General features: G+C 37.0%; 26 protein-coding genes, 2 pseudogenes and 2 riboswitches. Of the genes and pseudogenes, 1 reads left to right on the top strand and 27 read right to left on the bottom strand.

All coding sequences use genetic code 11. The features are described 5' to 3' along the window. Positions 1 to 56: 56 nt before the first annotated feature. The 27 genes and pseudogenes from J2S74_RS18440 to J2S74_RS18310 all read right to left on the bottom strand — a co-directional run bounded on the left by J2S74_RS18440 (position 57) and on the right by J2S74_RS18310 (position 25,436). Complete coding sequence (locus tag J2S74_RS18440; protein WP_307328373.1) at positions 57 to 1,682, bottom strand: multicopper oxidase family protein; 1,626 nt, start codon at positions 1,680 to 1,682, stop codon at positions 57 to 59. Positions 1,683 to 1,780: 98 nt separating this feature from the next. After that, positions 1,781 to 1,948: a hypothetical protein gene (locus tag J2S74_RS18435; RefSeq protein ID WP_307328371.1), complete on the bottom strand. Its 168-nt coding sequence runs from the start codon at positions 1,946 to 1,948 to the stop codon at positions 1,781 to 1,783. A 50-nt stretch (positions 1,949 to 1,998) separates the two neighbouring features. Next, entirely contained in the window at positions 1,999 to 2,601 is a 603-nt protein-coding gene (locus J2S74_RS18430; protein ID WP_307328368.1) for a DUF1405 domain-containing protein, read from the bottom strand. Positions 2,602 to 2,631: 30 nt separating this feature from the next. Beyond that, positions 2,632 to 2,783 (bottom strand): annotated as a pseudogene (locus J2S74_RS18425) (hypothetical protein); the annotation flags it as partial. Positions 2,784 to 3,003: 220 nt separating this feature from the next. Further along, positions 3,004 to 3,231: a hypothetical protein gene (locus J2S74_RS18420; RefSeq protein ID WP_307328365.1), complete on the bottom strand. Its 228-nt coding sequence runs from the start codon at positions 3,229 to 3,231 to the stop codon at positions 3,004 to 3,006. A 265-nt stretch (positions 3,232 to 3,496) separates the two neighbouring features. Next, complete coding sequence (locus J2S74_RS18415; RefSeq protein ID WP_307328362.1) at positions 3,497 to 3,952, bottom strand: hypothetical protein; 456 nt, start codon at positions 3,950 to 3,952, stop codon at positions 3,497 to 3,499. Between the two features lie 181 nt (positions 3,953 to 4,133). Continuing rightward, the gene (locus J2S74_RS18410; protein ID WP_307328359.1) at positions 4,134 to 4,562 is read right to left on the bottom strand and encodes a bifunctional adenosylcobinamide kinase/adenosylcobinamide-phosphate guanylyltransferase; all 429 of its coding nucleotides are present in this window, start codon (positions 4,560 to 4,562) and stop codon (positions 4,134 to 4,136) included. Further along, positions 4,517 to 5,152, bottom strand: a complete 636-nt coding sequence (locus tag J2S74_RS18405) for a histidine phosphatase family protein (RefSeq protein ID WP_307328356.1) — start codon at positions 5,150 to 5,152, stop codon at positions 4,517 to 4,519. Before J2S74_RS18405 ends, J2S74_RS18410 begins: the two co-directional genes overlap by 46 nt. After that, positions 5,104 to 5,865 carry an adenosylcobinamide-GDP ribazoletransferase gene (cobS, locus tag J2S74_RS18400; protein ID WP_307328353.1) on the bottom strand — a complete coding sequence of 254 codons (762 nt, stop codon included), beginning with the start codon at positions 5,863 to 5,865 and terminating at the stop codon, positions 5,104 to 5,106. Before cobS ends, J2S74_RS18405 begins: the two co-directional genes overlap by 49 nt. Next, positions 5,862 to 6,413, bottom strand: coding sequence for a bifunctional adenosylcobinamide kinase/adenosylcobinamide-phosphate guanylyltransferase (locus J2S74_RS18395; RefSeq protein WP_307328351.1), 552 nt, complete (start codon positions 6,411 to 6,413; stop codon positions 5,862 to 5,864). Before J2S74_RS18395 ends, cobS begins: the two co-directional genes overlap by 4 nt. Further along, positions 6,410 to 7,495 carry a threonine-phosphate decarboxylase CobD gene (gene cobD / locus J2S74_RS18390; RefSeq protein WP_307328349.1) on the bottom strand — a complete coding sequence of 362 codons (1,086 nt, stop codon included), beginning with the start codon at positions 7,493 to 7,495 and terminating at the stop codon, positions 6,410 to 6,412. The genes J2S74_RS18395 and cobD overlap by 4 nt, the downstream gene beginning before the upstream one ends. A gap of 17 nt (positions 7,496 to 7,512) precedes the next feature. Beyond that, positions 7,513 to 8,505, bottom strand: coding sequence for an adenosylcobinamide-phosphate synthase CbiB (gene cbiB / locus J2S74_RS18385; RefSeq protein ID WP_307328346.1), 993 nt, complete (start codon positions 8,503 to 8,505; stop codon positions 7,513 to 7,515). Beyond that, positions 8,492 to 9,973: an adenosylcobinamide amidohydrolase gene (locus J2S74_RS18380; RefSeq protein ID WP_307328344.1), complete on the bottom strand. Its 1,482-nt coding sequence runs from the start codon at positions 9,971 to 9,973 to the stop codon at positions 8,492 to 8,494. Before J2S74_RS18380 ends, cbiB begins: the two co-directional genes overlap by 14 nt. Positions 9,974 to 9,976: 3 nt before the next feature. After that, on the bottom strand, positions 9,977 to 11,044 hold the full coding sequence (locus J2S74_RS18375) for a FecCD family ABC transporter permease (protein ID WP_307328341.1): 1,068 nt from the start codon (positions 11,042 to 11,044) through the stop codon (positions 9,977 to 9,979). Beyond that, entirely contained in the window at positions 11,010 to 12,017 is a 1,008-nt protein-coding gene (locus J2S74_RS18370; protein WP_307328338.1) for an ABC transporter substrate-binding protein, read from the bottom strand. The genes J2S74_RS18375 and J2S74_RS18370 overlap by 35 nt, the downstream gene beginning before the upstream one ends. A 176-nt stretch (positions 12,018 to 12,193) precedes the next feature. After that, a riboswitch (cobalamin riboswitch) is annotated at positions 12,194 to 12,391 on the bottom strand. Positions 12,392 to 12,448: 57 nt separating this feature from the next. Further along, positions 12,449 to 13,495, bottom strand: coding sequence for a nicotinate-nucleotide--dimethylbenzimidazole phosphoribosyltransferase (gene cobT, locus J2S74_RS18365; protein ID WP_307328335.1), 1,047 nt, complete (start codon positions 13,493 to 13,495; stop codon positions 12,449 to 12,451). Positions 13,496 to 13,513: 18 nt separating this feature from the next. Continuing rightward, positions 13,514 to 15,022 carry a cobyric acid synthase gene (locus tag J2S74_RS18360; RefSeq protein WP_307328333.1) on the bottom strand — a complete coding sequence of 503 codons (1,509 nt, stop codon included), beginning with the start codon at positions 15,020 to 15,022 and terminating at the stop codon, positions 13,514 to 13,516. Next, a complete protein-coding gene (locus tag J2S74_RS18355) occupies positions 15,015 to 16,394 on the bottom strand; it encodes a cobyrinic acid a,c-diamide synthase CobB (protein WP_307328331.1) in 1,380 nt (459 codons plus the stop codon). Before J2S74_RS18355 ends, J2S74_RS18360 begins: the two co-directional genes overlap by 8 nt. Before the next feature lie 24 nt (positions 16,395 to 16,418). Continuing rightward, positions 16,419 to 16,964 carry a cob(I)yrinic acid a,c-diamide adenosyltransferase gene (locus J2S74_RS18350; protein WP_307328329.1) on the bottom strand — a complete coding sequence of 182 codons (546 nt, stop codon included), beginning with the start codon at positions 16,962 to 16,964 and terminating at the stop codon, positions 16,419 to 16,421. Between the two features lie 174 nt (positions 16,965 to 17,138). Beyond that, a riboswitch (cobalamin riboswitch) is annotated at positions 17,139 to 17,320 on the bottom strand. 787 nt (positions 17,321 to 18,107) lie between these two features. Next, positions 18,108 to 18,647: a GNAT family N-acetyltransferase gene (locus tag J2S74_RS18345; protein WP_307328326.1), complete on the bottom strand. Its 540-nt coding sequence runs from the start codon at positions 18,645 to 18,647 to the stop codon at positions 18,108 to 18,110. Positions 18,648 to 18,903: 256 nt separating this feature from the next. Continuing rightward, a pseudogene (locus J2S74_RS18340) lies at positions 18,904 to 19,724 on the bottom strand (YwqG family protein). Positions 19,725 to 19,859: 135 nt separating this feature from the next. Beyond that, entirely contained in the window at positions 19,860 to 20,450 is a 591-nt protein-coding gene (locus J2S74_RS18335; RefSeq protein WP_307328323.1) for a GrpB family protein, read from the bottom strand. Positions 20,451 to 20,586: 136 nt separating this feature from the next. Beyond that, positions 20,587 to 21,387: a TIGR03943 family putative permease subunit gene (locus tag J2S74_RS18330; protein WP_307328321.1), complete on the bottom strand. Its 801-nt coding sequence runs from the start codon at positions 21,385 to 21,387 to the stop codon at positions 20,587 to 20,589. A gap of 12 nt (positions 21,388 to 21,399) precedes the next feature. Continuing rightward, on the bottom strand, positions 21,400 to 22,401 hold the full coding sequence (locus J2S74_RS18325) for a permease (RefSeq protein WP_307328318.1): 1,002 nt from the start codon (positions 22,399 to 22,401) through the stop codon (positions 21,400 to 21,402). 132 nt (positions 22,402 to 22,533) lie between these two features. Beyond that, positions 22,534 to 23,547: a CobW family GTP-binding protein gene (locus J2S74_RS18320; protein WP_307328316.1), complete on the bottom strand. Its 1,014-nt coding sequence runs from the start codon at positions 23,545 to 23,547 to the stop codon at positions 22,534 to 22,536. Between the two features lie 129 nt (positions 23,548 to 23,676). After that, positions 23,677 to 24,216: a dCTP deaminase gene (dcd, locus tag J2S74_RS18315; protein WP_307328551.1), complete on the bottom strand. Its 540-nt coding sequence runs from the start codon at positions 24,214 to 24,216 to the stop codon at positions 23,677 to 23,679. A 20-nt stretch (positions 24,217 to 24,236) separates the two neighbouring features. After that, on the bottom strand, positions 24,237 to 25,436 hold the full coding sequence (locus J2S74_RS18310) for a GTP-binding protein (protein WP_307328314.1): 1,200 nt from the start codon (positions 25,434 to 25,436) through the stop codon (positions 24,237 to 24,239). A gap of 202 nt (positions 25,437 to 25,638) precedes the next feature. Between J2S74_RS18310 and rpsN the strand changes: the two genes are divergently transcribed. After that, positions 25,639 to 25,908, top strand: coding sequence for a 30S ribosomal protein S14 (gene rpsN / locus J2S74_RS18305; protein WP_307328311.1), 270 nt, complete (start codon positions 25,639 to 25,641; stop codon positions 25,906 to 25,908). Positions 25,909 to 25,948 lie beyond the last annotated feature (40 nt).

The following is a 25,948-nucleotide window of genomic DNA, read 5'->3' as shown; positions in this document are numbered from 1 at the left end:
GCCTTTATAAATTACCATAACTGCCCCCCTAACATAATAGGGGAGCAGTTCTATGGTTATTCAGGTTTGTTAGGAATAGTCAAATCAGGGGTAAAAGCAGCTTCAAAGTCAAAATAATGAACGGCTGCGACCATTCCACTGGATGCATGATGTAATTCATGACAGTGGAACATCCAATTTCCCGGATTGTCAGCAACAAATACAATCTCATAGGATTCTTCTGGTCTTACATTTAATGTTTCTTTTTTTATTGGAGACCCAGATACAGCTTCTCCGTTTCGTGCTACAACATAAAAGAAATGTCCGTGAAGATGCATTGGGTGATCTACATCAGTATTGTTAACAATGGAAACTTTTACCACGTCCCCTTCGTCCACTTCGAAAATTTCGTGATCTTCATGCCCATGAAAATCTTTCGTTGTCATTTTCTTATTATTAATAGTAAATGTTTCTCCACCATCATAGGAATCAAGAATCATATCAAACTTTTTATCAATCTCTTCAAGATTTAAATCCTTAGGGGTTCCGTATTGAGTGATATCTAAAAAATTAAGACTAGAATTTACCGTTTGTAACTCCATATCTTCAAACCCATTATAGATTAGAGGAATAAATCCATGTAAATTGGAGTTTTCTTCTGAAAAAATCTCAAATCCCCAAGCTCCAGGTTGATTCATTTGAATTTCTACATCATAACGTTCAGCAGGAGCAATACGAATCGCTGTATTAGAAATGAGTTCAGGTTCATTAACTGGTTGACCATCGTAATGTGTAACTTTAAATTTATGTCCCGGGATATGAATGACTTGTGTAAACAATCCTGTATTAACAAACCGAAGTCTTACGATATCCCCTTCAGAAACTTGTATTTGATCAATAGCTGGTGCAGCTTTGCCATTAATGAGTAATGTATCATACATCATATTCATCATTTCAGCATGAGTAAGCTCAGACGTACCACTGTTTGTACTATGTTCACCGTGAACTTCATGGTCTCCATGGTCTCCATGATCTCCATGATCTCCGTGGTCTCCATGATCTCCATGATCTCCGCGGTCTCCATGATCTCCATGATCTCCATGGTCTCCATGATCTCCGTGGTCTCCGTGGTTCATTCCCATGGAAGCCCATTCGTCTATCATAATTACTTTGTCTAAATCATATTCTTTCTCGTCTTTAGGTTCAACAATAAGTGCACCATACAAGCCCATTCCCACCTGATTTGACCCATCTTGATGTGAATGGTACCAATAAGTACCCGGAGTATCTGCCTTAAACTCATAGGTAAAAGTTTCACCGGGAAGGATTACATTTTGTGTCACTCCAGGTACCCCATCCATATCGTTCGTGAGAGGAACCCCGTGAAGGTGTAATGCTGTTGGAACATCTAAAGAATTCGTTAAATGAATGGTAACATGGTCACCTTCTTGAATACGGATCTCTTGTCCAGGTAAACTAGAATTATAGGTCCAAATATCCTCCATCATTTCATCATTAAACATCCAATGGGTTTCCTTCGCCTCTAATTGGATAATGATACTTCCATCTGACCTTTCAACTTGTTCACTCGCAACCTGTTGGTCCACTTCTTGATTATTATGATTGGAGTGATCCATTGTCGGTAAACTACAAGCAGACATAATAAAAATGAAGACTGTCAAAAATACTGTAGATTTAATCATGGAATACATTTATTTTATCTCTCACTTTCCTGTAAAATAATTTCGATTTTCATTGATAGTCATTTAAAAGAGAACTAGTATAAAAGGATGACATCCTATTATTTATCAATTTTCTTCTCTTCTTCTTCCAGCTTTTTATTTTCTTTTTTTAATAACTCGACAATTACCCTTGCTGCAATAATGATCACTACCATGATTGTAAAGGTATATAAATAACTCCCTTCCGACCAACTGGGAAGGTGAACAATTGATTCCGTCACACTCATCCTAAACACCTCTTATTAACTTACTTGACACTTTACTTTCTATTAAGAATTTAAGCTACACTTGAAAATTTCGCTCTTTTTACTACTAACCTATAAAAAAGCAATAAACTAATGAAACTTAAACTTACTGTAAATCCATAAATATAGCCTAAATAGGGGTGTAACCCCGAATATAGCATTGGAAAAATACCTAATGAATAATCCATAATGTCATTTGTTATTGTCCATATGGCCACAATCATTAGATGCTTCCAACCAAATGTAAAGTATTTGGAAAACAGTAACGCCTGGGCTGCCATACCTAGGTGGGATAGGACTAACATATAACTTGTCCAATTTATAGACCCACCTGACAATCCTGTTAAAAAGATCATTACAACAGCCCAAATCCCATATTTAAATAAAGTAATAGCAGATAAAGCTTCAATTAACTTCCAGCGCTTACCTAGTAAGTAACCAAATAGAACAATGGTGAAAAAAAGGCTTGCCGTAGGGCTATCTGGAACGAATATCCATAATCCCCATGGTGTTTGTATTAATTGAGGCCAATACCATATAAATCCATAAATGGTTCCAAACAAATTAATAAAAAATAAAAGCCAAATTGTACTTTTTCTCTCAAGCAAATCTCTAAACCATACCCAATAAAACAAACAATTCACCTCAGATTTAAACTATAAGCTAATAACTTCTGTATCAGAAGAGGTTACAAATTTATAACCAGCTCTCACTAGCTCTTCACGTAATTCGACAAAATTATAAATTTTCCCGTTAAAAACCTTTCATTTTCATAGATGAATGGTTGATGACCACCTTCTTCACTTATATTGCTTATCTCCCCAATAAAGCCACACATTTTTTACCTCCATTGATCACTAATATTTAATAACCTTTTCACAGTGTTTTTATTATAATTTAGATTATTGTAGATTTTGTGAAGTTGTAAATCTTTATTTTAAGGAAGATACAGCTTTAACTATGGCCGTTATAATAGCTAAAATAAAAAAAGATGCCTGATTCCGTTCAGGCACCTAAGCTTTCCATTGAATAGAAAATTATTTATCACTATATTTTTTCAAAGCTTGTAACTCTCTTTGAAGCAGTTGATTTTGTTCGATTGCTTTATTCATTCTTTCATTTATTATCTCAACTTCCTCCTCTGATAAGCTATTATTCTTATGGGAGCCTTGTTTATTTTTCTTAGATACTGATATAGCTTTCCAGCAAAAAAATAAACATATCCCTTTTAAAGCAATTATGGCTAACAACAAATAGTTATCCAAAACCTCACCCCTAACCATTTTCCGTAGCGGCACCCACTTTCATTGGACGGAGTATTTCTATTGCAACCAAGTTACAAATAGAAAGTAGAAAGCTGTTATAATATTATTGACCATTCTGTGAATAACTCCAAAAATTTTAAAATCTAGATCGTGCTGGATATAATACAACCTTATTTAGGAGTTTTAAAAAAACGATGGAGAATTAGCGAGTCCTGCCTGTGGAGCCATTTATGGCTGATTCTTAAGAATACCTGTTTAATAAGCCTTAATTGCTTAAGTTAACAACAACCTTCCCTTGTAAGATCTTGAAGTTGGTAATTCTACCTAGGCGTATCTTCTTCATTTTTTCCAGTACGTTTATATCTAGTTGAATAATATTGTCACTATAAGACAAATATTGTGATCGATTATTAAATACCATATTGTTTAGCCATTTATTATTTAGTGGTTTCATCGTTGTTACTCTTAGAAAAATTTCCTTTTCATTAAAATCTTCTTGAGCTAAAGTTAAAGAAAATTTAATAGGTAATCCAATTTTTTTTATAGATCCGTATATATTTATAGCATTGTCTTCTACATTTATATTGTATATCGTGATATCTTTATCTTTCATGTATTCCTGAATGCCGTATAGCAGCATCTCTTCTGTAATAGAGATGGCCAAACCTTTTTTTGATAGGCTCGAGACCTTATCCTTCATCTTCGTTAAAAAACTAACCAAATTTATTCCCCCTCTTCATTCAACCGGAACGTTCCCACAATAAGCTTTAAGACATAGCTCTAGGTCCGTCTACACCATAATATTCAAAATTTTTTTAGATATTATTTTTTTCCAATATAAAATAAATGACCACCTCTAAGCACTAGCTCCTTGAAGGTGGTCGTTCATCTTAGTTAGTTTTTTATTTTATTTTTCTCGACATACCATGCCACACATATTGAACATCGTTTGATACTTGAACTGCATCTTGTAATAGCCATCCAGCTAAATCTCTCATGTTTCTTTCCTTTTGTTTCAATGGTACGATTCCCCTTCCAAGCTCAAGCATGATAAGGACAATCGTTTCGTTTCTTTTTTGTTCTTCTTCTTTTAATTGGTGTACCATCTTTTGAAGTCTATTACGAATCACCAAATCGTCCGTTTCTTCCTTTAACTCCTCTTCAATCCATTTCTCCCAACCTTCCAAAACTAACGTTGTATTTACTTCCCATTGGGATTTCCAGTCCTTTAATGAATGTCCTTTGTATGCTGATAACCAACTACACTTCTTATAATTGGATTTCACTATTTTTCTTTTTCCTGCATAGGCACCGCCAACAATGAGTTGCATAACCAACCTTCTCCTTCCCTGCTTACGGATAATCGAAATGCTTGCCCAGGTTTTATCGGCAGGTCCCAAAATGAATGGACTGCTTTAAACTTCCATAAAAAATAACGAACAACCCCACCGTGAGTTATTACGACAATGGGTTGATTCGTATTTATTTTTGCTATTTCCCCACATTGGATTAAATCTTCTAAAAAAGAATCCAGTCTCGAGGTGAATTCAGACCACGATTCCCCATTGGGCGTTGCATGTTGCTCCCAATCACGTAGCCATCTTTGATATTCAGGTTTACTTTTTAATTCCCCATAGGTTTTCCCTTCCCATTCCCCAAAATTCATCTCTCGTAATCTAGCATCTTCCTTTAAATGAGTTCCTATGCCTAGATAATGAGCGGTTTCCTTGCACCGCTTCAAATCACTTGTAAATACCGCATGATAGGATTGGTTTCGTAATGCTAGTTTTAATGGGTCAAGCTTTGATAATTCACCCTCTGCCAACCCTATGTCTGTATGGCCTAAATAACGTTTTTGTAAGTTCCACTCCGTTATCCCATGACGAATGAGAAGAAGATCCATACCATTGCAAGTCCCCATAACTCCCCTCCTTCCATGACGGTTCCAAGTAAATCTCCATTAATTCCTTTAAAAGTATGTTTCACCCATAGTCCAAACAAAACAATAAATAGTAAATAAGCAGGAATTAAAAATAAATAACTTGGAAAGAAAAGAAATAGCACGAAAACAGGTAAAACAGCTATAAAAATATCTAGGCTATGTAAATGCTTCTTCCATTCATAAGCTAACCCTTCTTGTTTGGCTGCCGGCATAATAAATAATAAGATTACTGCACTTAGCCTAGATAAAGACAAAATAACTAAAAATACATAGATAAGCTCAATGGAAATATCCAATATTGAATAAATAAACATCCCTTTCCAGGAAAGTAAAAATACGAGAGCAAGAATGCCAAAGCTCCCTACGTGTGGATCTTTCATAATCTGCCACTTTTTTTCTACTGAGGCATTGGAGCCAACAGCATCGGCAACATCCATCCACCCATCTAAGTGTAACCCACCTGTCAGCCATACCCACAATGTCATTATGAATAAGACAAGCATGACCTCTGGCAAATATGGGTGAAGGAACAGAGCTATAACCGTTATGATTGTGCCTAAAAGCAGACCAACAACAGGGTAGCTGCGAAGAGCCCACTTACTTGTTTTCTTATTCCAAGGACAAGAAAGGGGAATTGGTATTCTTGTCAAAAATTGCACTGCCAATAAAAAACCATACATGCAGTTTTTCATTTTCCTTCCCCCTTCCAATACGTGGGAAGACCAGCAATCATTTGTATCACTTGATCTGAATAAGGGATGATCTCTCGGTGTAATTTCTCTAGATTATAAATATAGTTATGGACAGTTTGAAAAGGAAGGGGAATCCCTTCATTTAGATCATTGGATACGATAATAAAAACAATCTCTTTTTCCACGGCTACCTTGAGCCAAGTTTGAATCGTTACGATTAATTGGTCAACATCATGATTGAAATCAAACATTCTATTGCTCAACCATATCGTTAAACAATCAAATAAAACGACATCTCCTTTTTTAGTCTCCAATAAAAAAGATAAAATGTCATACGGCTCTTCTACCGTTATCCAATCCCCTCTTCTACGTTCCTGGTGAAGATTAATCCGTTTTTCCATTTCTTGGTCAAGGCGATTCGCAGTGGCAACGTAGTATAAACTCCTTTCCACTGACTTTTCCTTTATATTACGATACGATTCTATTGCCAGCTTTTCCGCAAAGCTACTTTTTCCTGAACGGGCCCCACCTGAAACAAAGACAATCATCGTCTATTTCTCCATTCTTGAAGTTTGTCTATTAATTGTTTATTTTCATATGTGGAACGAATGGCAATACGTAAATAATTACCGTTTAGGCCCTTAAAATTATGTGTATGCCGCGTTAAAATCCCACCCTTAAATAAGTATGGAAACAACTCCTTTGTATCTTCAGGTCTTTTACGATCTTGGAGGAGATAAAAGTTCACCTTGGAATTGGACACATAATAATCTAAATCCGTAAGTTTTTTTAGAAGGTAAGCCGATTCCACTTCTAACCATTCATGTGTTCTTTTCACAAACGAATGATCCTCCAGTAACTTAGGAACTACCTTATCAGCAAATGCATTAATACTCCATGGAAGTTGCCATGCCTTCATTTTTCCAATGATAGAATCCTTCGCCAAAACGTAACCGATTCTTAGGCCTGGGATGGTAAACATTTTCGTTAACGAACGTAATAAAATTAAATTAGGATAGGATGAAAGCCATCGAGACAAAGAAAATGTAGGGGAAGGAAGAAAATCTACAAAGGCTTCATCCACAACAAGATGGGTATTCGTTTCGAGTCCTTTTTCTAGTATTCTATGTAAACTTTTTTCGTCAACAACGGTACCAGTGGGATTATTGGGTCGACAAAGAAAAATGACGTCAACCCCACTCATGTTATCTAAAATAAGCTCTAGGGGTAACTGGAATTCATTGCTTTTCTCTAAAAACACGTCTTCCGTATGAATATGATAATGCTCGCAAGCTCGTTCATATTCCACAAATGTAGGCTGTACGATAAACGCTTTGCCACCTTCAAATAATTTAGCAACTAAAAAAATGGCTTCGGCGCCCCCATTCGTAAGGAGCACCTCATCCGTTGTGAGCCTTTCATATGCGGCTAATGCTCCGTGGGAGTTAGGATAGTTTGGATCAGGATACTTGGTAATATGATCAAATGATTGGTAAATTTCATCCTTTAACCAAGGAGGAGGACCCAATGGATTTAAGTTGGCACTAAAATCCAGGATTTCTTTCTCCCTTTCCATATGAAATAATTGCTTCATTGTTTCTGGTTGTCCACCATGAATCGGCCACTGCATTCCTTACACCTCCATTACTATTTACCAATGAAAAAGACAGTAATAATTAGTAGTAAAATAAAGCCAATCCAGCCTCCATGCATATACAGGATTGCTTGTTTAATATGGGAAACCGTCCGGACTTTCATCGGTTCCCCCATTGTTGCCCGTTCAGACTTTTGGCCATTGTAATAATTGACACCACCTAGCTGAATAGCCATCAATCCAGCAACCATCGCTTCTGGCCAGCCGCTATTTGGACTCGGGTGCTTCTTTGCGTCTCTCCATGTTATATGTATGGCATCCTTTCTATTAGACCCTTTTATAAAAATAGAGGTGAAGAGCATCGTCCATGCTGTTAACCGTGCTGGTAACCAGTTGACGATGTCATCTAGCTTGGCAGACGCATAGCCAAACTTTTCAAATTTTTCATTTTTATAACCTACCATGGAATCCAGGGTATTGATAGCTCGGTAAACCATTGCCAGAGGAGCACCACCAATAACTGCCCAAAATAGGGGTGCAGTAATTCCATCTACAGTATTTTCAGCCACTGTTTCTACGGTACCTCTCACAATCTCGCTTTCTTGTAAATGTTCTGTATCCCGTCCAACAATCCTACTTAATCTCTCCCTTGCCTCCTCCAAATTTCCTTGCGTTAAGGGCAGCCATACATCCATCGCAGCAGAGCGTAATCCTTTTATGGCAATAGTCGTAGAAATGATATATATTTCTATAACTATTCCAAGGATAAGGTGAATGTCATAGGCGAGATAAATTACAGCTAAAGTAATGCAAAAAACGAGGCTAAGGACCGTACACGTAAGGAAAAATCCTTTTATTTTACGCCCTTCACCTTGGTTCCATCTCTTTTCTAAGACAGAGATTAGTTTTCCTATCTGAATGACTGGATGGGGAAACCAACGGGGGTCACCAATAATGAGATCTATTACAACAGCAGCAATAATAACGATAATAAGGAAGCCTAATAGACTTAATTCACTAAACAAGAACAGCTTATGAAATATCATTTACTTTTACTCTTTTCCAATATTTTTTTACAGCTTTTGCCGTTGCTTCATAAACAACTTCTCCAATCCCTTTACCAACTAGCGTTCCTGAGCCTGCATAGGGTGTACTTTCCCCTTGCTGTGTAACTGCAAGGAGCAAACTGTCCGTGGATGTCCCAGAAGCTAACGTGTTGGAAAGGGGATCTTTTATTTGAAGGTCTTGAAGGGCCTTTACTTTCCCTTCTGTTGCTGACATTATTCCATTTACAAGTGCACCGTCACTAAAATGAGCATCGATAAACACCATTGTATTAATTGTTCCTATCTTCACATCTTGCCTTGCCTCTTCCTTAGAAGATATATCTACGGCATTTCCTATACCGGCTGTAACAACTGCCATAATAGAAATATCCTCCATTCGTTTCGTACAAACAACCATATCTTCTAACTTGACGGCCGTCATCATCCCAACGGCTTGATGATGGGGGATGTTATACTCTTCCATCCAATTTCGAATGTCTTTATCCGGTTCAGAACAATGGTAATGCTTTTCCACATGAAAATTACAGAAGTGTTGGATCCATTGTATCCCTTCCCCAATAACCCCATTGGAAATGGTACGTAACGGTTGATTGAATTGCAGATGAATGTACTTTTCGTTTTGTTCTATTGAAAAAGATTCGGAAAAATTTCTCCACTCATTTGTCTGTACATAATTGGGTGTCATTAATAGTTGTGGCTTAGGGATCGTTGGATGTGATTGCGTTTTTACTTGTACTTCATACACCTTCTCCAATTGATCTTCTTTTCTTAGGGTATTTATATCCCCTACCTCTAGAAATTTTCCATGATGCAAGAGTCCAACCCGGTCTGCATATAGGGATGCTACATTTAAATCATGTAAAATTGCAAAAATCGTTAAGCCTTTTGTTTGCTGCCACTTTTTTAATAAATCGATCATTTGGAAAGTATGTTTTATATCTAAATGATTCGTTGGCTCATCTAAGAGCAGCATCTCAGGTTCTTGCGCAAGTGCTTTCGCTAATAAAACACGCTGCTTTTCTCCCCCGCTTATCATCCGAAATTGTGTTTTTTGAAATTGTTTTGTTTTTGTTATCTCCATCACATTTTCAATAACGTTCCAATCTTCTTTCGAAAGCTTTTTTAAAAAACCCTTTTGATGTGGGTAACGACCGAGGCTAATAATTTCTTCCACTGTATAATCAAAAGACACATGTGCTTCCTGAGAAAGGACCGCAATCTTCTTTGCTTTTTCTAGCTTTGTAAAAGAAGGTAGTGATTGTCCCGAAAGACTAACCTCTCCCTTTTGTAAAGGAAGTTGTCCAGTGATTAATTTAAAGAGAGTCGTTTTCCCACTTCCATTTGGACCTAACAAAGCAAAGAATTCCCCTTTTTCAATGGCTAAATCAATCCCTTTAATGATAGGCGTATTTGAATATCCACCTACCACATTTTTTAAAGAAAGCATCGTTTATTTCGCCCCCTTTCCAATTCGCTCTCTAATTAAGAGAATGGCAAACACTGGCGCACCGATTAATGCTGTAATGACACCGATTGGTAATTCTTTTGGAGCAATAATCGTTCTTGCCACTAAATCAGCTAGAATAAGAAAAGCTCCACCTGTTAACATAGACAAAGGAAGAACATGTCGATGATTAGGACCTGTAACAAGACGGACAAGGTGGGGAATAACGAGCCCTACAAAACCGATCGACCCTGAAACAGCAACGGCAGAACCTGTTAATAATGATGCTCCTATTAGGATCCATACTTTTCCACGATTCACGTTGACACCAATATGTTCCGCTGCCTCTTCCCCTAATGCAAGGGCATTTAGTTCACGAAAATGCATCAAAAGAATAAATGTCCCTGTTACCATAAAGGGAATAATTAATTGAACATGGCTCCAACCTCTCATGCGAACACTACCATAAAGCCAATAAATAATTTGTACCATGGAATCTCGATCACCTAATGCAATGATCAAGGAGATAATGGAACCTATAAATGCACTGACAATGATACCTGCTAAGATGATCGTTTCAATTGCTAAACTTCTACTGCTTAATCTTACAAGTCCAAACACAACGAGTAAGGCCACAAAACCACCGATAATGGCAATGATAGGAAGGGTATAACCCCCTAATACTGCAATATTTATTTGAAAAAATAAAACGATAACCGCTCCTAATGCAGCACCAGAGGAAACCCCTATTGTATATGGATCTGCAAGGGGATTGCGTAATAAACCTTGGAAGGCGGCACCTGCTAATGCTAAGGAAGCCCCAACAAAAAAAGCAAGTAATACTCTTGGGATGCGAATGTTCCAAATAATCGACTCTACATTGGGAGGAATATCTTCAAGCCAGCCCATATTAATAGTATTTTCAAAGATAATATGAAAAATAGTAGGAATAGGAACACTCACACTACTTACTAATAAACCGAGGAGGGCTGTACCTAGTACAAACCCTCCACACAATACATAAAGCCAAACAAACTTTTTACTGGAAAATTTCCGGGTAGATGAGTTTTGCAAGAGTTTCCACTCCTTCAATTAAACGTGGACCAGGTCGAACCACTGTATCACTTTCTACATCAAAAATTTGTTCATTTATTACAGCTGGTACTTCTGTCCACCCATCGCGGGAGGAAACTTCTCCTTGAAGATCTTCGGAATGGTAAGTGGTGATAATGACATCCGGTTGCAGTTGAACAATTTCTTCTTCTGTCAGCATTACCCATCCTTCATGATCTTCTGCCGCATTAACTGCTTGGATAGATTCTAGCATTTCGTGCATAAATGTCCCTTGTCCAGTTGTAAAAATATCTGGTGCTGGAGAAACTTCTACCCATACACTCTTTTTATCCGTAACTGCTTCTGCCTTTTCCTTCACGATTTCATGGCGTTCCTTCATGTCAGAAATAATTTCTTCTGCTTCACTAGAAGCCCCTGTTGCTGTCCCTATTAATGCAATAGAGTCATATACTTCCTCGAAGTTGGATTTACTTCCAATGACAACTACCTTCATCCCAACCTCTTCAAATTCAGATAAAATTTCCCCATGATTATTATGATGATAATCTGTAACAAAGACAATATCCGGAAGAAGGCTTAAAATAAGCTCCACATTCATATCTTGTCCACCAACATTTTCAACGGATAATGCTTCCTCAGGAAAATTACAAAAATCAGATACCCCTACCATTTTATCCCCTAAACCAAGGGCAAAAGAAATTTCAGTAATACTTGCTTGAATGGAAACAATTCTCTCCGGCTCTTCTTCAATGGTAATTTCCTTTCCTGCATCATCAACAAACGTTACTGGAAACTGCCCTTCTGACTGATCATCTGTTTCCTCCGTTTGTTCTTCCTCTACAGATTCACTTTCATTTTCCTGCGCATTGGCTTGTTCTTCCTCGTTAGGTGTACCACAAGCTGTTAAAAATACTACCATCAAAAGTAGAATAATACTTGCAAGTCCCCAATTTTTTAAGATCTTTTTCGTCATTTTTCTTCTCCTCCTCATTTTTCCCAACAAAAAAACGCTAATCCCTAAGGAAAAGCGCTGAATGTATAAATGCACATTATGTATACATCGACTATCTATGGTTAGACAGCACGACAGACTAGTAATCTATTATTCATAAACTACCATGCACGTTAAACATCCTTTTCCTCGAAGGCGCTTAATAAACAATCTTGGCAGGTCTCCTGACTTACGCTTCACCGGTTAGCTACTCCTTCCCATGCATTTCTATACACAGTGGAGATGTGTTAGCATTCCTCAACGTTTACAGTGGCGGGACCGTGTTGGACTTTCACCAACTTCCCTTTTCATCTTACATTGTTCGGATGTAAGAAACCAAGCTGTTCCATATTCGTTTTTTTGTTCTGAAGATAAGTATAAAGTAGAGCTATTCTTTTGTAAATATATTAATTTTATTTTTCCTTTTCTGTCACTCCTGCCGATGAGAAGGTAGCCATGTTTTGTAAGATTTTTACGGAGGCATCAAGAAGAGGAAAGGCAAGGGCTGCACCTGTCCCTTCGCCAAGTCTTAACTGTAAATCAAGTACTGGTTTACACTCTAACATCTTTACAGCGATTTGATGTCCCCTTTCCTCTGACTGATGACCAATAATCAAATAATCTTTTACATCCTTGCATAGCTTCACCGCCACTAGAGCTGCAATCGTACTGATAAAACCATCGATTATAATCGGTGTTTTTTTACTAGCAGCCCCTAAAATAGCTCCGGTCATTCCAGCAATCTCTAAACCTCCTACTTTTGCTAGAATATCAAGTACATCCTCTTGATCTGGATTTCGGGTTTTTATTGCTCTTTGGATAATCTCTACTTTATGCTTTCTTTGTTCTTCTGATATTCCTGTACCCGACCCTACAATCGTGCTTATATCCTCTTGCGAAAGAACGGCTAGGATAGCACTGCTGCTAGTCGTATTCCCAATTCCCATTTCACCTGGAAGGATACATTTCGCTCCATCCTGGATCAGTTTGGTTGCCACCTCTATTCCGACCTCTATCGCAACAACAGCTTCCTTTTTGCTCATGGCATCTTCATATAAAAAATTAGCGGTTCCGTAACGAATTTTTTTCGTAATAAGATTCCCATTATCAATAGGGCTACATACACCAACATCTACAATTTGAAGCATTGCCCCAATTTGTTCTGCAAGAACGTTTATTGCGGCCCCACCTTGCAGGAAGTTATGTACCATCTGCGAGGTTACTTCTTTGGGATAGGCCGATACCCCCTCATCTGCTATACCATGGTCGGCAGCAAACACAATAATTCCTGGAGGAGAGACAACAGGGAAGTGATGGGAAGTGATTTCACCCAGTTGAACAGCTAATGATTCTAACCTTCCTAAACTTCCTTTTGGCTTTGTTAATGTATTTAAATAGGCCTGAACATCATTTCCTATCCCTTTATCTACCGGTGCGATTGCCTCTATTGTCTTCTTCATTTACAACTCCCTCTCCTTTTAACCCTTTACCTTGTGAAACTCATCCATTTTTCTATAAATTTCGTCCAGTTGAATATTTTCTCTCACTACTTCTGCTAAACGATCAAAAGCTTCCTCTCTCTTTTTGGAAAAAGATGCCCTCTCTACAATCGGATCTAACCCTTTACTTGCCCTTACATCATTAAGGAATACTTCCCTAAATAGGTCATTGTGAAAAATTCCATGAAAATACGTTCCGATTATATTACTATCCTTACTCATGAATCCATCCTTATTTTCTTTCATTCGAATGAAGGAGTCACAAGCCCTTTCATAACGAGATTCTCCCATATGAATTTCATAACCTGTAACAGGAATTTCTTTGTCCTTATAGGTAACAACTCCTTCAGACAATGTTGTTGTTTTTTTTGCTTTCATGGATGTTTTCATCGGGATCAGCCCTAATCCATCTGTCCTTTGCATGGAAGATTCCATGCCCATCTTATCCTCGATATGATTTCCCAGCATTTGATATCCCCCACAGATCCCAAAAAGGAATCGTCCTTCTTGAGATAGCTCTAAAATACGATTTCCTAAACCGCTGTTATGTAAAAAAATCATATCTTCTATCGTATTTTTACTTCCAGGTAGAATAAGAATATCTGGATTTCCTAGTTCTTCCACACTTCTCACAAAGCGAAGATGACAATCCGGTTCTTCAAAAAAGGGATCGATATCAGTAAAGTTGGAGATGAAAGGATACCTAATAACGGCAATATCTATTTCCTTTGATGTGTCCTCCTTCGATGTATATTGACTTAATACAACAGAGTCTTCTGCTTCAATCATCAGATTATCGATATAGGGTACAACGCCAAGTATAGGAACACCAGTATATTCCTCAAACCAAGATAAACCTGGTTGTAGTAAGGATACATCTCCCCTGAATTTATTAATAATTACACCGATAACTCTATGACGATCCTCTTTTTCCAAAAGCTGTAACGTACCGACTAAACTAGCAAATACTCCCCCTTTTTCTATATCCCCCACTAAGATAACAGGGGAATTCGTAAGTCGGGCTACCCGCATATTCACTAGTTCACGATCATTCAAATTAATTTCTGCAGGGCTACCTGCCCCCTCAATGACGATCCGTTCAAATTTATCTCCAAGTCTTTTAAAAGATTCTTCGATCAGCTTAATGCCTTGATCATAAAAGCTTTTCCTGTATTCTCCAGCTTTCATGTTTTTATAGACTTTTCCATGTACAACAATTTGAGACTCATAGTTTCCAGTTGGTTTAATTAAAATGGGATTCATATCCGTGGTTGCAACGACCCCTGCTGCTTCTGCTTGCACACCTTGGGCACGTCCAATTTCCTTCCCATCGATAGTAATATAGGAATTCAAAGCCATATTTTGTGATTTATAGGGTGCTGTCAAATAACCATCCTGTGCAAATATTCGGCATAATGCTGTAACGATAGCACTTTTCCCTGCATCGGAATGTGTACCTTGAATCATAATAGGGATCGCTTTAGACATGGGATTTCCACTCCAAACATTTTGTTATCCAATTCTCTACTATTGCCGTGCAGGATGCAAAATGAATATGTGTATATCCAGCAACAACATTCTCATGAAGGTAACCTTCCTTTTGAGTCCCTCGCATCCCTTTTGTTTCATAAGCATAGTTCATTTCCATCGTTAGTTTTGGATGAAAAGTAGAATAATGAAACTCATGACCTTTCGCTGCTTCCCCTTCTTTTAAAAGGAAATTCCCTTTTTCTCCAGTAATTTCTCGATACCCAATGGCAGCTAATCTCGTTTCCATTTTTACAACTCCTGGAATAACACCAACCATTGGGTGAGTTTTTTGGTCCAACGTGGAGAGGGCTTCACATAAATACATAAATCCACCGCATTCAGCAAATGTTGGCAACCCCTTTTGAATGGCCCTTTTAATGGAAAGATGAACTTCTGTTTGCTCAGATAATTCAGCTGCATATTCCTCCGGAAAGCCTCCCCCGATATAAAGTCCATCCACATTCGCCGGAAGTAACTCACCATTTAAAGGAGAAAAATAAATTAGCTCTGCTCCATATGCCTTTAACAGCTCTAGATTTTCCTCATAATAAAAATTAAATACTTTATCACGGGCAACAGCAATCCTAACCCGGGCTGGTTCTTCCTCCTTAAATAAGCTTGACTCTTCTAATTTTAAGGGGGTTGTTTCCCCTAATTCATAGAGTTTAGTCATATCAACAGAGTCTATCACTAATTCCCCTAGCTTCGAAAGGAATGAATCTAATTCTCCCCGTTCAATAGACGGTATAAGCCCTAGGTGGCGTTCCGGCATTTCAAGATTCATTTCCTTGTTCAAATAACCTACAACAGGAATGTTACACTCTTGTTCAACGGCCTTTTTTATTAACTGAAAATGACCTTCCCCACCAACTTTATTTGCAATGACCCCTACAATATTGACATCATTGGATAATGCCTGAAATCCTCGGACAATGGCAGCAGCGCTCCGTGCCATCCCGGAGCAGTCAACTACCAATACGACAGGACTATCTGTAAGCATACTTATTTCTGCTGTACTTCCTTCATTTTTCGTTGGGTCCTTTCCGTCGTAAAACCCCATGACACCCTCAATAATACATATATCTGCTCCTTCATTGCCTCGGTGTAAAACCTCTTTTAGAACGGAAGGAGACAGCATCCAACTATCTAAATTCCGGGAACGCCGACCGGTTACTGCCGTATGATACGATGGATCAATATAATCAGGGCCACACTTATAGCCTTGAACGATGTACCCCATTTGTTGAAAGGCAGACATTATTCCAATGGTTACTGTCGTCTTTCCAACACTACTGCCTGTCCCTGCTATTACTAATCGTCGATGAGACATTTTTGGAAACCTCCATTTATATGATTAAAATTCTATTCCCTTCACAGCAGGAATTCCTTCGTCATAATAATGCTTTTCCGCTTCAACAACCGATACAAGATCTGCTATTTCTTTTATTTTCTCATTCGCATCTCTTCCCGTAATAACGAGATGAACATGGGAAGGTTTGTTTTTAATTAAGTCGACTACCTCTTGCAGTGGCAAAACATCTTCAATTGGAAATTGGTCAATAGCAAGGGCATTGTTTAATTCATCTAAAATGACTAAATCATACTCCCCACTCATTACTGCTTCCCGTGCGATAGGCCACCCTTTTCTTAAAGCATCCCTATGCTCTTCAGGCGTTTTTGTCCATGTAAAGCCAATTCCAAGCTGTTCCATATCAACCCCTAGCTTTTCCATTGCAATTTTTTCCCCGTACGTTCTTTCAGGTGATTTAATGAATTGATAAATTTTCACGTTAAAACCTCTACCAATGGCACGTAAGGCTAGTCCTAATGCAGACGTTGTTTTCCCCTTACCATTTCCTGTATAAACAAGCGTTAATCCCCTCTGCTTTTCTTTACTCATTTTCCATACCTCCAGTAAATTTATCCTATTTTTTCCAAAAATAAAAAACGCCTTTCTTCTTGGAAAGACGTTAAAGGTTAATGAGATTACGAAACACCAGGATATCCCCGAGTAAGAACCTCTATTTAAAAAGCTTGATCACTTTTCCCCTTAAGCATCCTTTTCCTCGAAGAATACGAAAGTTACAAATAGGCAGGTCTCCTGACTTACGTCTCTGCTACACCTTCCCATACGATAAGCACAGTGGTTTTTCGTAGCTTTAATTAACGATTACAGTGGCGGGACCGTGTCGGACTTACACCGACTTCCCTTTTAACCTTTACTTTAATAAAGGCACCTACTTGTCTTTTTAAACTATTAAGTATAATAAAAGTCTAGCATTTCCATTGTAACTTGAAACTTTAATGATAGAAAGTATTTTCTTCCCTATTTGGTATAAACCTCATTAATTCATACCACTCTATTTGAATGAATTTCATAAATTTATGCCCTTTATACCTCGCTTTTTGAGCATGAAAAAAGAGTACCTCCCCAAATGTCTAATTTACTCTTTTTCTATTTTGAAAAGAAAATGGAAGATAGTTAGAAGTTACTTGTCTCATAAACAAATTCATGGAATATGTATCGTACCAGAAGCATTAGTTACCTGTTTCTTAAAGCATTCATGAAACGTGTAACGAAACGGAAATGTGACTTACCTGTCTCATAAAGCGTTCATGAAACGCGTAACGGAATGGAAGCGTGACTTAACTGTCTCATAAAGTATTCATGAAACCCGTAACGAAACGGAAGTGTGACTTACCTGTCTCATAAAGTATTCATGAAACCCGTAACGAATGGAAACGCCACTTACCTGTCTCATAAAAGCATTCATGAAACCCGTAACGGAATGGAAACGTTACTTACCTGTCTCATAAAGCGTTCATGAAACGCGTAACGTAATGAAAACGCCACTTACCTGTCTCATAAAGCGTTCATGAAACGTGTAACGTAATGAAAACGCCACTTACCTGTCTCATAAAGCATTATGAAACGGGTAAATTTAATTAATTTTTAAAAAGATAAAAATATTATTCTAAATTTGTTCTGATTATATGAAACTGAATTATGAAATTGTTTCATTTGACTAGAAATTATATTTTATTATAATTCCTTTTTATTTTTTAATAACGAGTATACATAGGTATCATAGGGTTTGCCATTTTGGTAAATGTAGTCCCTTAATACCCCCTCTTTTTGAAATCCTTTCTTAGTTAGTAGTTGATTAGATGCCGCATTTTCAAGAAATACAACTGCACCTATTCTAGTTAAACCCATAACTTCAAATCCGTAAGACAGCACCTTAGATATTGCCTCTGAAGTATAACCTCTTCTCCAATGGTCTGGATGGATTTCATAACCTATTTCTGCTCGTTTATATTTAGGTATCCAAGCATTAAAGCCAATCGTGCCAATTAGTCCTTTTTCCCCTTTTCTTTCCATTCCCCAACGTATGCCTTTTTTTTCATTGTAGTTTTTTGAAAAGAAATGCACAATTTGCTTTGCCTGTTCAATATTAGACAAGGTTTCCTGCCCATAATAACGTGTTACTTTTTCATTAGAAAAGCAAGCAAAAATACCGTCCACATCGCCATCTGTAATTTTTCTTAGCGTAAGTCTTTCTGTCTCTAATACTGGAAACATTTTATAGCTCTCCTCTTTTATTATTTCTGTGCTTATATTGTAAGCGTACATACATGCTAATAGAGTTTGTGATAGATCATAATCTCCTTAAACTGATAACACTAAGCAAAAGGTCACTATAAAAGCTCCATGGAGACCGAATCATGATCAAAACCCACCCCAAAACAACTAAAGGCTAAATTATAAATAAAACGCTTTATAAAGCCTTTTAAACACTTTCATTAAAATTAAAGTTCATTATTATAGGTAAAAATGATTAATGACAGTCCCAATTATAGATGACATTCGAAAAGTTTAAGTTTAGCAGGTCTTTTCTTTTTATAAAAAAGTTTGCCACACCGGCATCCCCCCACATTATATCTTTATCAAATTCGCTATCAATTTGAAGTAATAGAATGTTGTGGTCCACAAACCTTTCCTCATATTCCCTAGGGTCGCTTTGTGTAAAATAAGGGTATCCGCCAATTTTGTGGCCTTCTCCTAGGAATGTATCGCAGTAAACTTCCCATAGTTCTTTTTCGTCCCCTTCAACCTTTACAAAAACAGAAAGATCAACCGTGTCACCAAGTAATTCATTGTTTCTATAATCCTCTATAGATACTGGTTCGTAATCTAAACGGAAAGACAATGCTAATTCATGTTGAATTGGAAAGTATTCTGTTTCGAGTTTGTTCATGTAGGAAAAATCACTGACTAATAGTGTCTCGTCTTTTTCGACATTGGGGTGGAATATAATTTTAAGGTTTTGTTGAGTTGTCATATTATCAAAATTAATACCCATAACGTCGTCTTCCGCTGAGATGAAGAACTGTAATACCCCTTGTTTTGGCATGTCATCTAGTGTTGGAATTTCCTCAAAATTCAACTGAGCTAATAATTTCATTGGTTTATTATTAGCATCTTTTGGATGTTCCATAGTTTTAGGTAGATATGGAGGCCCCCAAGCTTACTTTGAAAAATTTTTGTTTGGCCTTTAGATGTAGATATTTTTATAAAGGGTTTTACTGTCCTTTCAATTTGCTTACGGTAAATTTCCAGTTCAGTCGGTAAGTTTAATTTCGGAATTCGGCTCGACATTAGGCGTTTCTCCTTTGTTGGAAAAATTAATATTTTTTATAAATAAATTCTTTGCCCTTCCCGAAAAATCATTTTTTTGACTAATGTGTAGTTAAGTAAGATGTTCTTCCTGCAAATTTTCGCGCTGTTATGTTATTACTTCTTTACTTCTATTCTTTTAGCTCTCGCTTGTCCTAGATTGTTAAAATCTCTCCATCTTACCTTTAACATCATTTTTTCCTTCTTAGCTTTTTCGATAATAGCCTTGATAAATGGTGCTTTTTCCTTTGTATAAGTTGGTCTATCGAACTTATATTTTGAAGCAAGTTCTTTTTTTAATGAGACATACTCTTCTGCTGCTTTTGGATGTAACCTAAGATAATCACGAAACAATAATTTTTCAACCCACTCTTTGCTATTAAACTCACAGATATGTAGATGACAAGTCCCTTTTCCGAATAATCCCTTCCTAAAAAACCTTCTATCTTTAAACTCAGGTTTAGGAACATATTCATAATCAATTTCACTCAATGGAACTATAAAATGAGATACTTCGTTTAAATCATCCACACCTAAGATAATATCAATGATTGGCTTTGCTTCTAATCCATCGATAGAAGTACTTCCAATATGTTCAATTCCAACAACTTTATTTCGTAATACATCTAGAATGCTTTTTTTCTCATTTTCAAATTGATTTTCCCAATTTGGGTTGTAATTACAAAGTTGAACAATTGGTTTCGTCATATTATCCCCACCCATAAATAAAACTTTCTCAACTAAATTCTGGCTACTTACAATGATTATACAGTATTCCAATATACTCTTTGCTTATTGCAGAATTACCGCAAGACTAAATTAGATCTTTAAAACTAATTTTATATCAAGGATAGACATATGGTATTTTTGGCTGATCAATTTGTTTCCATTCTTTTACTTGAATAATTGGTAGTACTTGACCATTATTTTCTATAGTATCAACTAGCCCATAAACCTTAACCCAATCATTAGCATTTCGCAGATTATTATCATCGCTAGATAACAGCAATCCTGTAACATGGGCATCAGCAACACAGTGTGTAACTAAAAACCTTGCTAAAAATGGATGGTCATCACCCACTAAAATAAAGCCTTCTAATACAAGAGGTTTCCCATCAAAAAACTCTGGGTACGTTAGAATATTGTTTACATACACCGAGAAATTTAAATTATTTAGAATTAGGACAGGACTTTCCATCATTTCGTGAAAAACTTTATTAGACGTAACTAATTCCTCCGAATGATGTAAATGCTGCTCGTTTGGCGTATAACAAATTCCCCTTTTAACAGCCTCTGCCGCCCCTAGATCTTTATACGGAAGGAGAAAACCTGTAACTAAGGGAAATAGTACAATGGAGTATATTAATACACTCTTTAAAGGAACCTTTCTTGCACTACCCACTTCATGATTACACCCTAAAATGGTACAGTAATCATGATCTTCCGCCTGTTCTTTCGATATAAATATTCTAGGGACTTGAATAAAAAATAGAAATAAAAAGATAACCGAAGCTATCTGGCTAAATGCTGTATATTGAGGATTAATGAATTTAATAATCTCTCCTGTATGATGGAGCATAAAAATAAATCCGGAAAACAGTAATAAAATGATTGCTTTTATTGCTTCTTGAGTATGAAAATACAACGTACTACCTCATTATATCCAAGGATGAACAAACATCAGTACACCAAAGACACTTAATGTGATAATGATCATTAAAAACACTACAAAACGAAGCTTAAATACAGCCAGCATCATAATCGTATTTTTTAAATCAAGCATAGGCCCATAAATAAGAAACCCTAATAAAGAAGTTTCAGGAAACACGTGGCGAAAGGAGGCACCAATGAAGGCATCCGCTTCCGAACAAAGGGATAAAAGGTAAGCAAGTCCCATCATTATGGCTGTAGAATAGATTATCCCTTCCCCCATTCCTATTAAGGTATTTGTAGATACATAGGTTTGTACAAAAGCAGCCAACATGGCCCCAATAATTAAATACTTAGCCACATCAAAAAACTCATCCACAGAATGGATAAACATGGCTCTTATTCGCAATAAGAGGGGGAAACGGTAGGTAGACTGATCCAACTCAAGCAGACTGGCGGATTTTTTTAATTGATTTCCTTTAAACAGCAAACTAATAATTGCAGCAATAACGATGGCAATTAATAGCCCCAAACCCATTCTCAACAATGCTATTCTTATATCCTGTCCAAAAGCCATATAGGTGGAAGCAATAACGATGGGATTAATGAGAGGGCCGGTCAAAAGAAAACCTACCCCTGCAAAGATGGGGACTCCCTTATATACTAGTTTTCTTACAATTGGGACGATCCCACATTCACATGCTGGAAATAAAGCCCCTAACATACAACTCATTCCTACAGCCATGATTCTATTTTTAGGGATCAGTTTTTTTATATGCTCTTCTGTAACAAAAACTTGTATAAGGCCCGCTATAAAAACTCCAATTAAAACAAAGGGGACTGCCTCAATTAAAATACTAAGAAAAATCGTGTTAAAGGCTAAAAGGGATTCAGGTAATACTATTGTTTTCACAGTCCATCGTTCATTGACAACCACAAGATAAAATACGGAAGCTAAAATAATGAAACCTGTTATTTCCGCTAAATTTTGTTCAATACGCCGTATCATTGGATCCTCCAACCATTTTTATTTATTGAAAATATATGCGGACAAGGGGGGATCATGACATTAAATCGAAATTATTATGATTTATAACAGAAAAAAACAACAAAAGAAAAATTCCTTTGTTGTCTTTCTTCGTTATACATTCAGTTTCGCCCATTCCCTTTCCACTTCATCTGTATTTAAGTCTATACCTATCATAACTAAGTAATGTCTTCCCATATGTTCTGACGGTTCCAAATACGTTCTTTTCATTACGTGTTGAAGTAAGTAACACCCATCCTTTAAAGGGATGTACCCTTTTGCCCTTAATAAATTTGGTCGCCACTTTTTCAAAAATTTATCGACTTTAGTAGGTTTCATTTGTTGACTAAAATCCAATGTAATCGTATTTATTCGTGAATAAGATCGGTTATCTTTATGTTCGTGGTTGTGATCATGCTTATGTTCATGGTTATGGTTATGATGATGCTTATGTTCATGATGAGCGTGTGCATGCTTTTTTTCGTGTAATGATAATTTATTCTTTATTACCTTTACATCTCCTAACAAAAGATCCGAATCCACTTCACTATAGGAAGTAAAATAAACAGGTGATACTGTATTTTGTTTTTTAATTACTTTCTTTACTTTTTCCCTATGAGACTCTGAAATTAAATCTACTTTATTCACTATCAATAGATCAGCAACTTCTATTTGCCTTCTTGTTGTTCGAACCAATTCTCGAACGGACTCAAAAATACTGTTATACTCAAGTACATTCTCTCCATCGAGGACCGTTATCACTTTTTCTAAATAAAGATAATCTATCAGTTCAGGTTCAGTCAAAGAATCTACTACTTCTTCCGGATTAGCCACTCCAGTCAATTCAATAAAAATAACATCCGGCTGATTTTGCAGGAGCTTTGTGATTGAATCGGCAACTTCACTTTTTTTACTGCAGCAAATACAACCATCTAATAACTTTTCCATGATTTGTTGTTTATTCTTTTCGAGAATAATCTCTCCATCCATATCTGTCTTCCCTATCTCATTCATTAAGACAGCAGGAGTAACTCCTTTCTCCTCACATGTTTGGAGTAATCGCTTTAGAAGTGTTGTTTTGCCGCTCCCTAAAAAACCACTTAAAACAAATACCGGGATTTTCTCCATCCTTTCCCCTCCCCATAAAAGATAGCTTTTTTATCCTGCCTTATTATATATCGAGATAAATCGCAATTATTACTATTTAACATTTTAATTATTTATAAAAATAAAATTTTGTAACCCATAAAGCACAAACTATTTACTCACTTCCACGTCCTGAAATATCCTGCTGTTTGTAGCCCCATACTGATAAAGATACTTTCCTTTATAGGGTTCTGCCTCTTCGTTTACTTCTGCAAACACTAACTGACAAATCCTTCTCCCCACTGTTAATTCGATAGGAAGACTATTTGCATTAAATAATTCTAAGGTAATCTGTCCTTTAAAACCTGGGTCTACCCAGCCTGCATTTTGAATAAATAACCCTAAGCGTCCGATAGAACTTCTTCCCTCCACAAACGCAGTTAAGTTGTTAGGCAGTTCTAGCGTTTCCATTGTAGTTGCTAACAAAAAAGAATGGGGTGGAAGGATTATTTTCGCTTCTTCCTTAATCTCCCTATATTTCGCAGAACTCTCCAAAGAGACAACTGCATTTTTATGTTCGTCAATAGTTAGAAAATGTTTACCTAAACGTAAATCAATGGAGGCTGGTTGAATTTGCTTCACGGTAAAGGGTTCAACCATGATTTCTTTACTGTATATTTTAGATAATATGGTTTTGCCAGATAACACCAACTGCATTCCCCTCTTTCTCCCTATGCTTTTTGCAAGTTCCAACTAAATGGATCAGGTAACATTGCCCAATCTGTATCATACTCTGATGGGGTTAATAAACATTTATCCAACTCTCTTGTAATTTCACCGGGGTCTAAATCAACTCCAATAAATACAAGCTTTGTATGTCGATCTCCAAATTCCACATCCCAGTCGTCAAGTAAATGAGGAGTTTGGTTAATAATTTGTTCCTGCTCCAGCTTTGGTAGGGACGCTACCCAATAAGTAATCGGTTCGATGGCAACAGATGGTCCAGCTTGTGATAGTAATAGAGCAACATTATTTCTTGTGGCACACCAAACAATCCCCTTTGCTCTCACCACTTCTTCTGGCATAGAATGGATCCAATTATTAAAACGCTCTGAATGAAACGGCACCCGTCGCTGGTACACAAAAGAGGAGATTCCATACTCCTCTGTTTCAGGAGTATGCTGCTGATGTCCTTGGGAAAGTTCACGAATCCAACCTGCGGAAGAACTAGCCTCCTCAAAATTAAATAAATTCGTATGTAACACCTCTTTTGGAGAAATATCTCCGTTCATAGTACGAATAATTTTTGCCTTCGGTTGTAGGGTTCTGAGGACCTTTTCCAGCTTATACAACTCTCCTTCTGATACGAGATCACATTTATTTAATAGAAGAACGTCACAAAACTCAATTTGATCAATAAGTAAATCGGAAATTTCCCTTGTATCCTCTTCTCCAAGAGCTTCTTTTCGATCTAGCAAACTCTCACCTGATCTAAAGTCCTTCCAAAACCGATTTGCATCTACCACTGTTACCATCGTATCTAATTTGCAAAACTTCGTTAAGTCGATTCCAAGCTCTTCGTCAATGTAGGAAAAGGTTTGGGCCACTGGAGTTGGTTCACTTATACCCGTGGATTCAATAACGATATAATCAATATTTCCTGACTTCGCCAACTTCTCCACTTCCATTAATAAATCTTCCCTTAACGTACAACAAATACAGCCATTGGACATTTCCACAAGCTTTTCTTCTGTCCTTGACAGTTCTCCCCCTTGTTTAACTAACTCAGCATCAATGTTAATTTCACTCATGTCATTAACAATGACTGCTACTTTAAGTCCATCCCGATTTTTTAAAATATGATTTAAGATGGTTGTTTTACCTGCTCCTAAGTAACCACTTAAAACTGTAACTGGAATTTTATTTTCCATATATATCTCCTCACTTCCACTTTTACAAATCGTAATAATTACGATTTAAGACTTATATTACCTTCATATTTTTTACCTGTCAAAAAAAATGAAATTATCTCAGCTAACTTTGTTTACTTACTTTAGATTTTTGGTTATGATAATATCACAACGCAAAACGTAATCATTACGATTTATTTAACGGAAGGAGAATGACGATCTAATGGCAAAAAAATCAATGGTATCAAAGGAAAGAAAACGTCAAGCATTGGTTGCTCAATATGCTGAGTTAAGAAAAGAATTAAAGGCTAAGGGAGATTATGAAGCGTTACGAAAGCTTCCACGGGACTCAAATCCTGCAAGACTTACTAGAAGGTGCGAAATGACAGGTAGACCAAGGGGAGTACTGCGCAAGTTTAAGCTTTCTAGAATTGCATTTAGAGAGTTAGCCCATAAAGGACAAATTCCTGGAGTAAAAAAATCCAGCTGGTAGTCAAAAAAAGGAATGCGCCCTTGAAGACAGAAGCCCAACT

It is taken from the genome of Evansella vedderi, assembly GCF_030813435.1.
Taxonomy (GTDB): Bacteria; Bacillota; Bacilli; order Bacillales; family Salisediminibacteriaceae; genus Evansella; species Evansella vedderi.
Note: the sequence above shows the minus strand (reverse complement) of the source record. Positions and strands in the feature narration are given on the sequence as shown.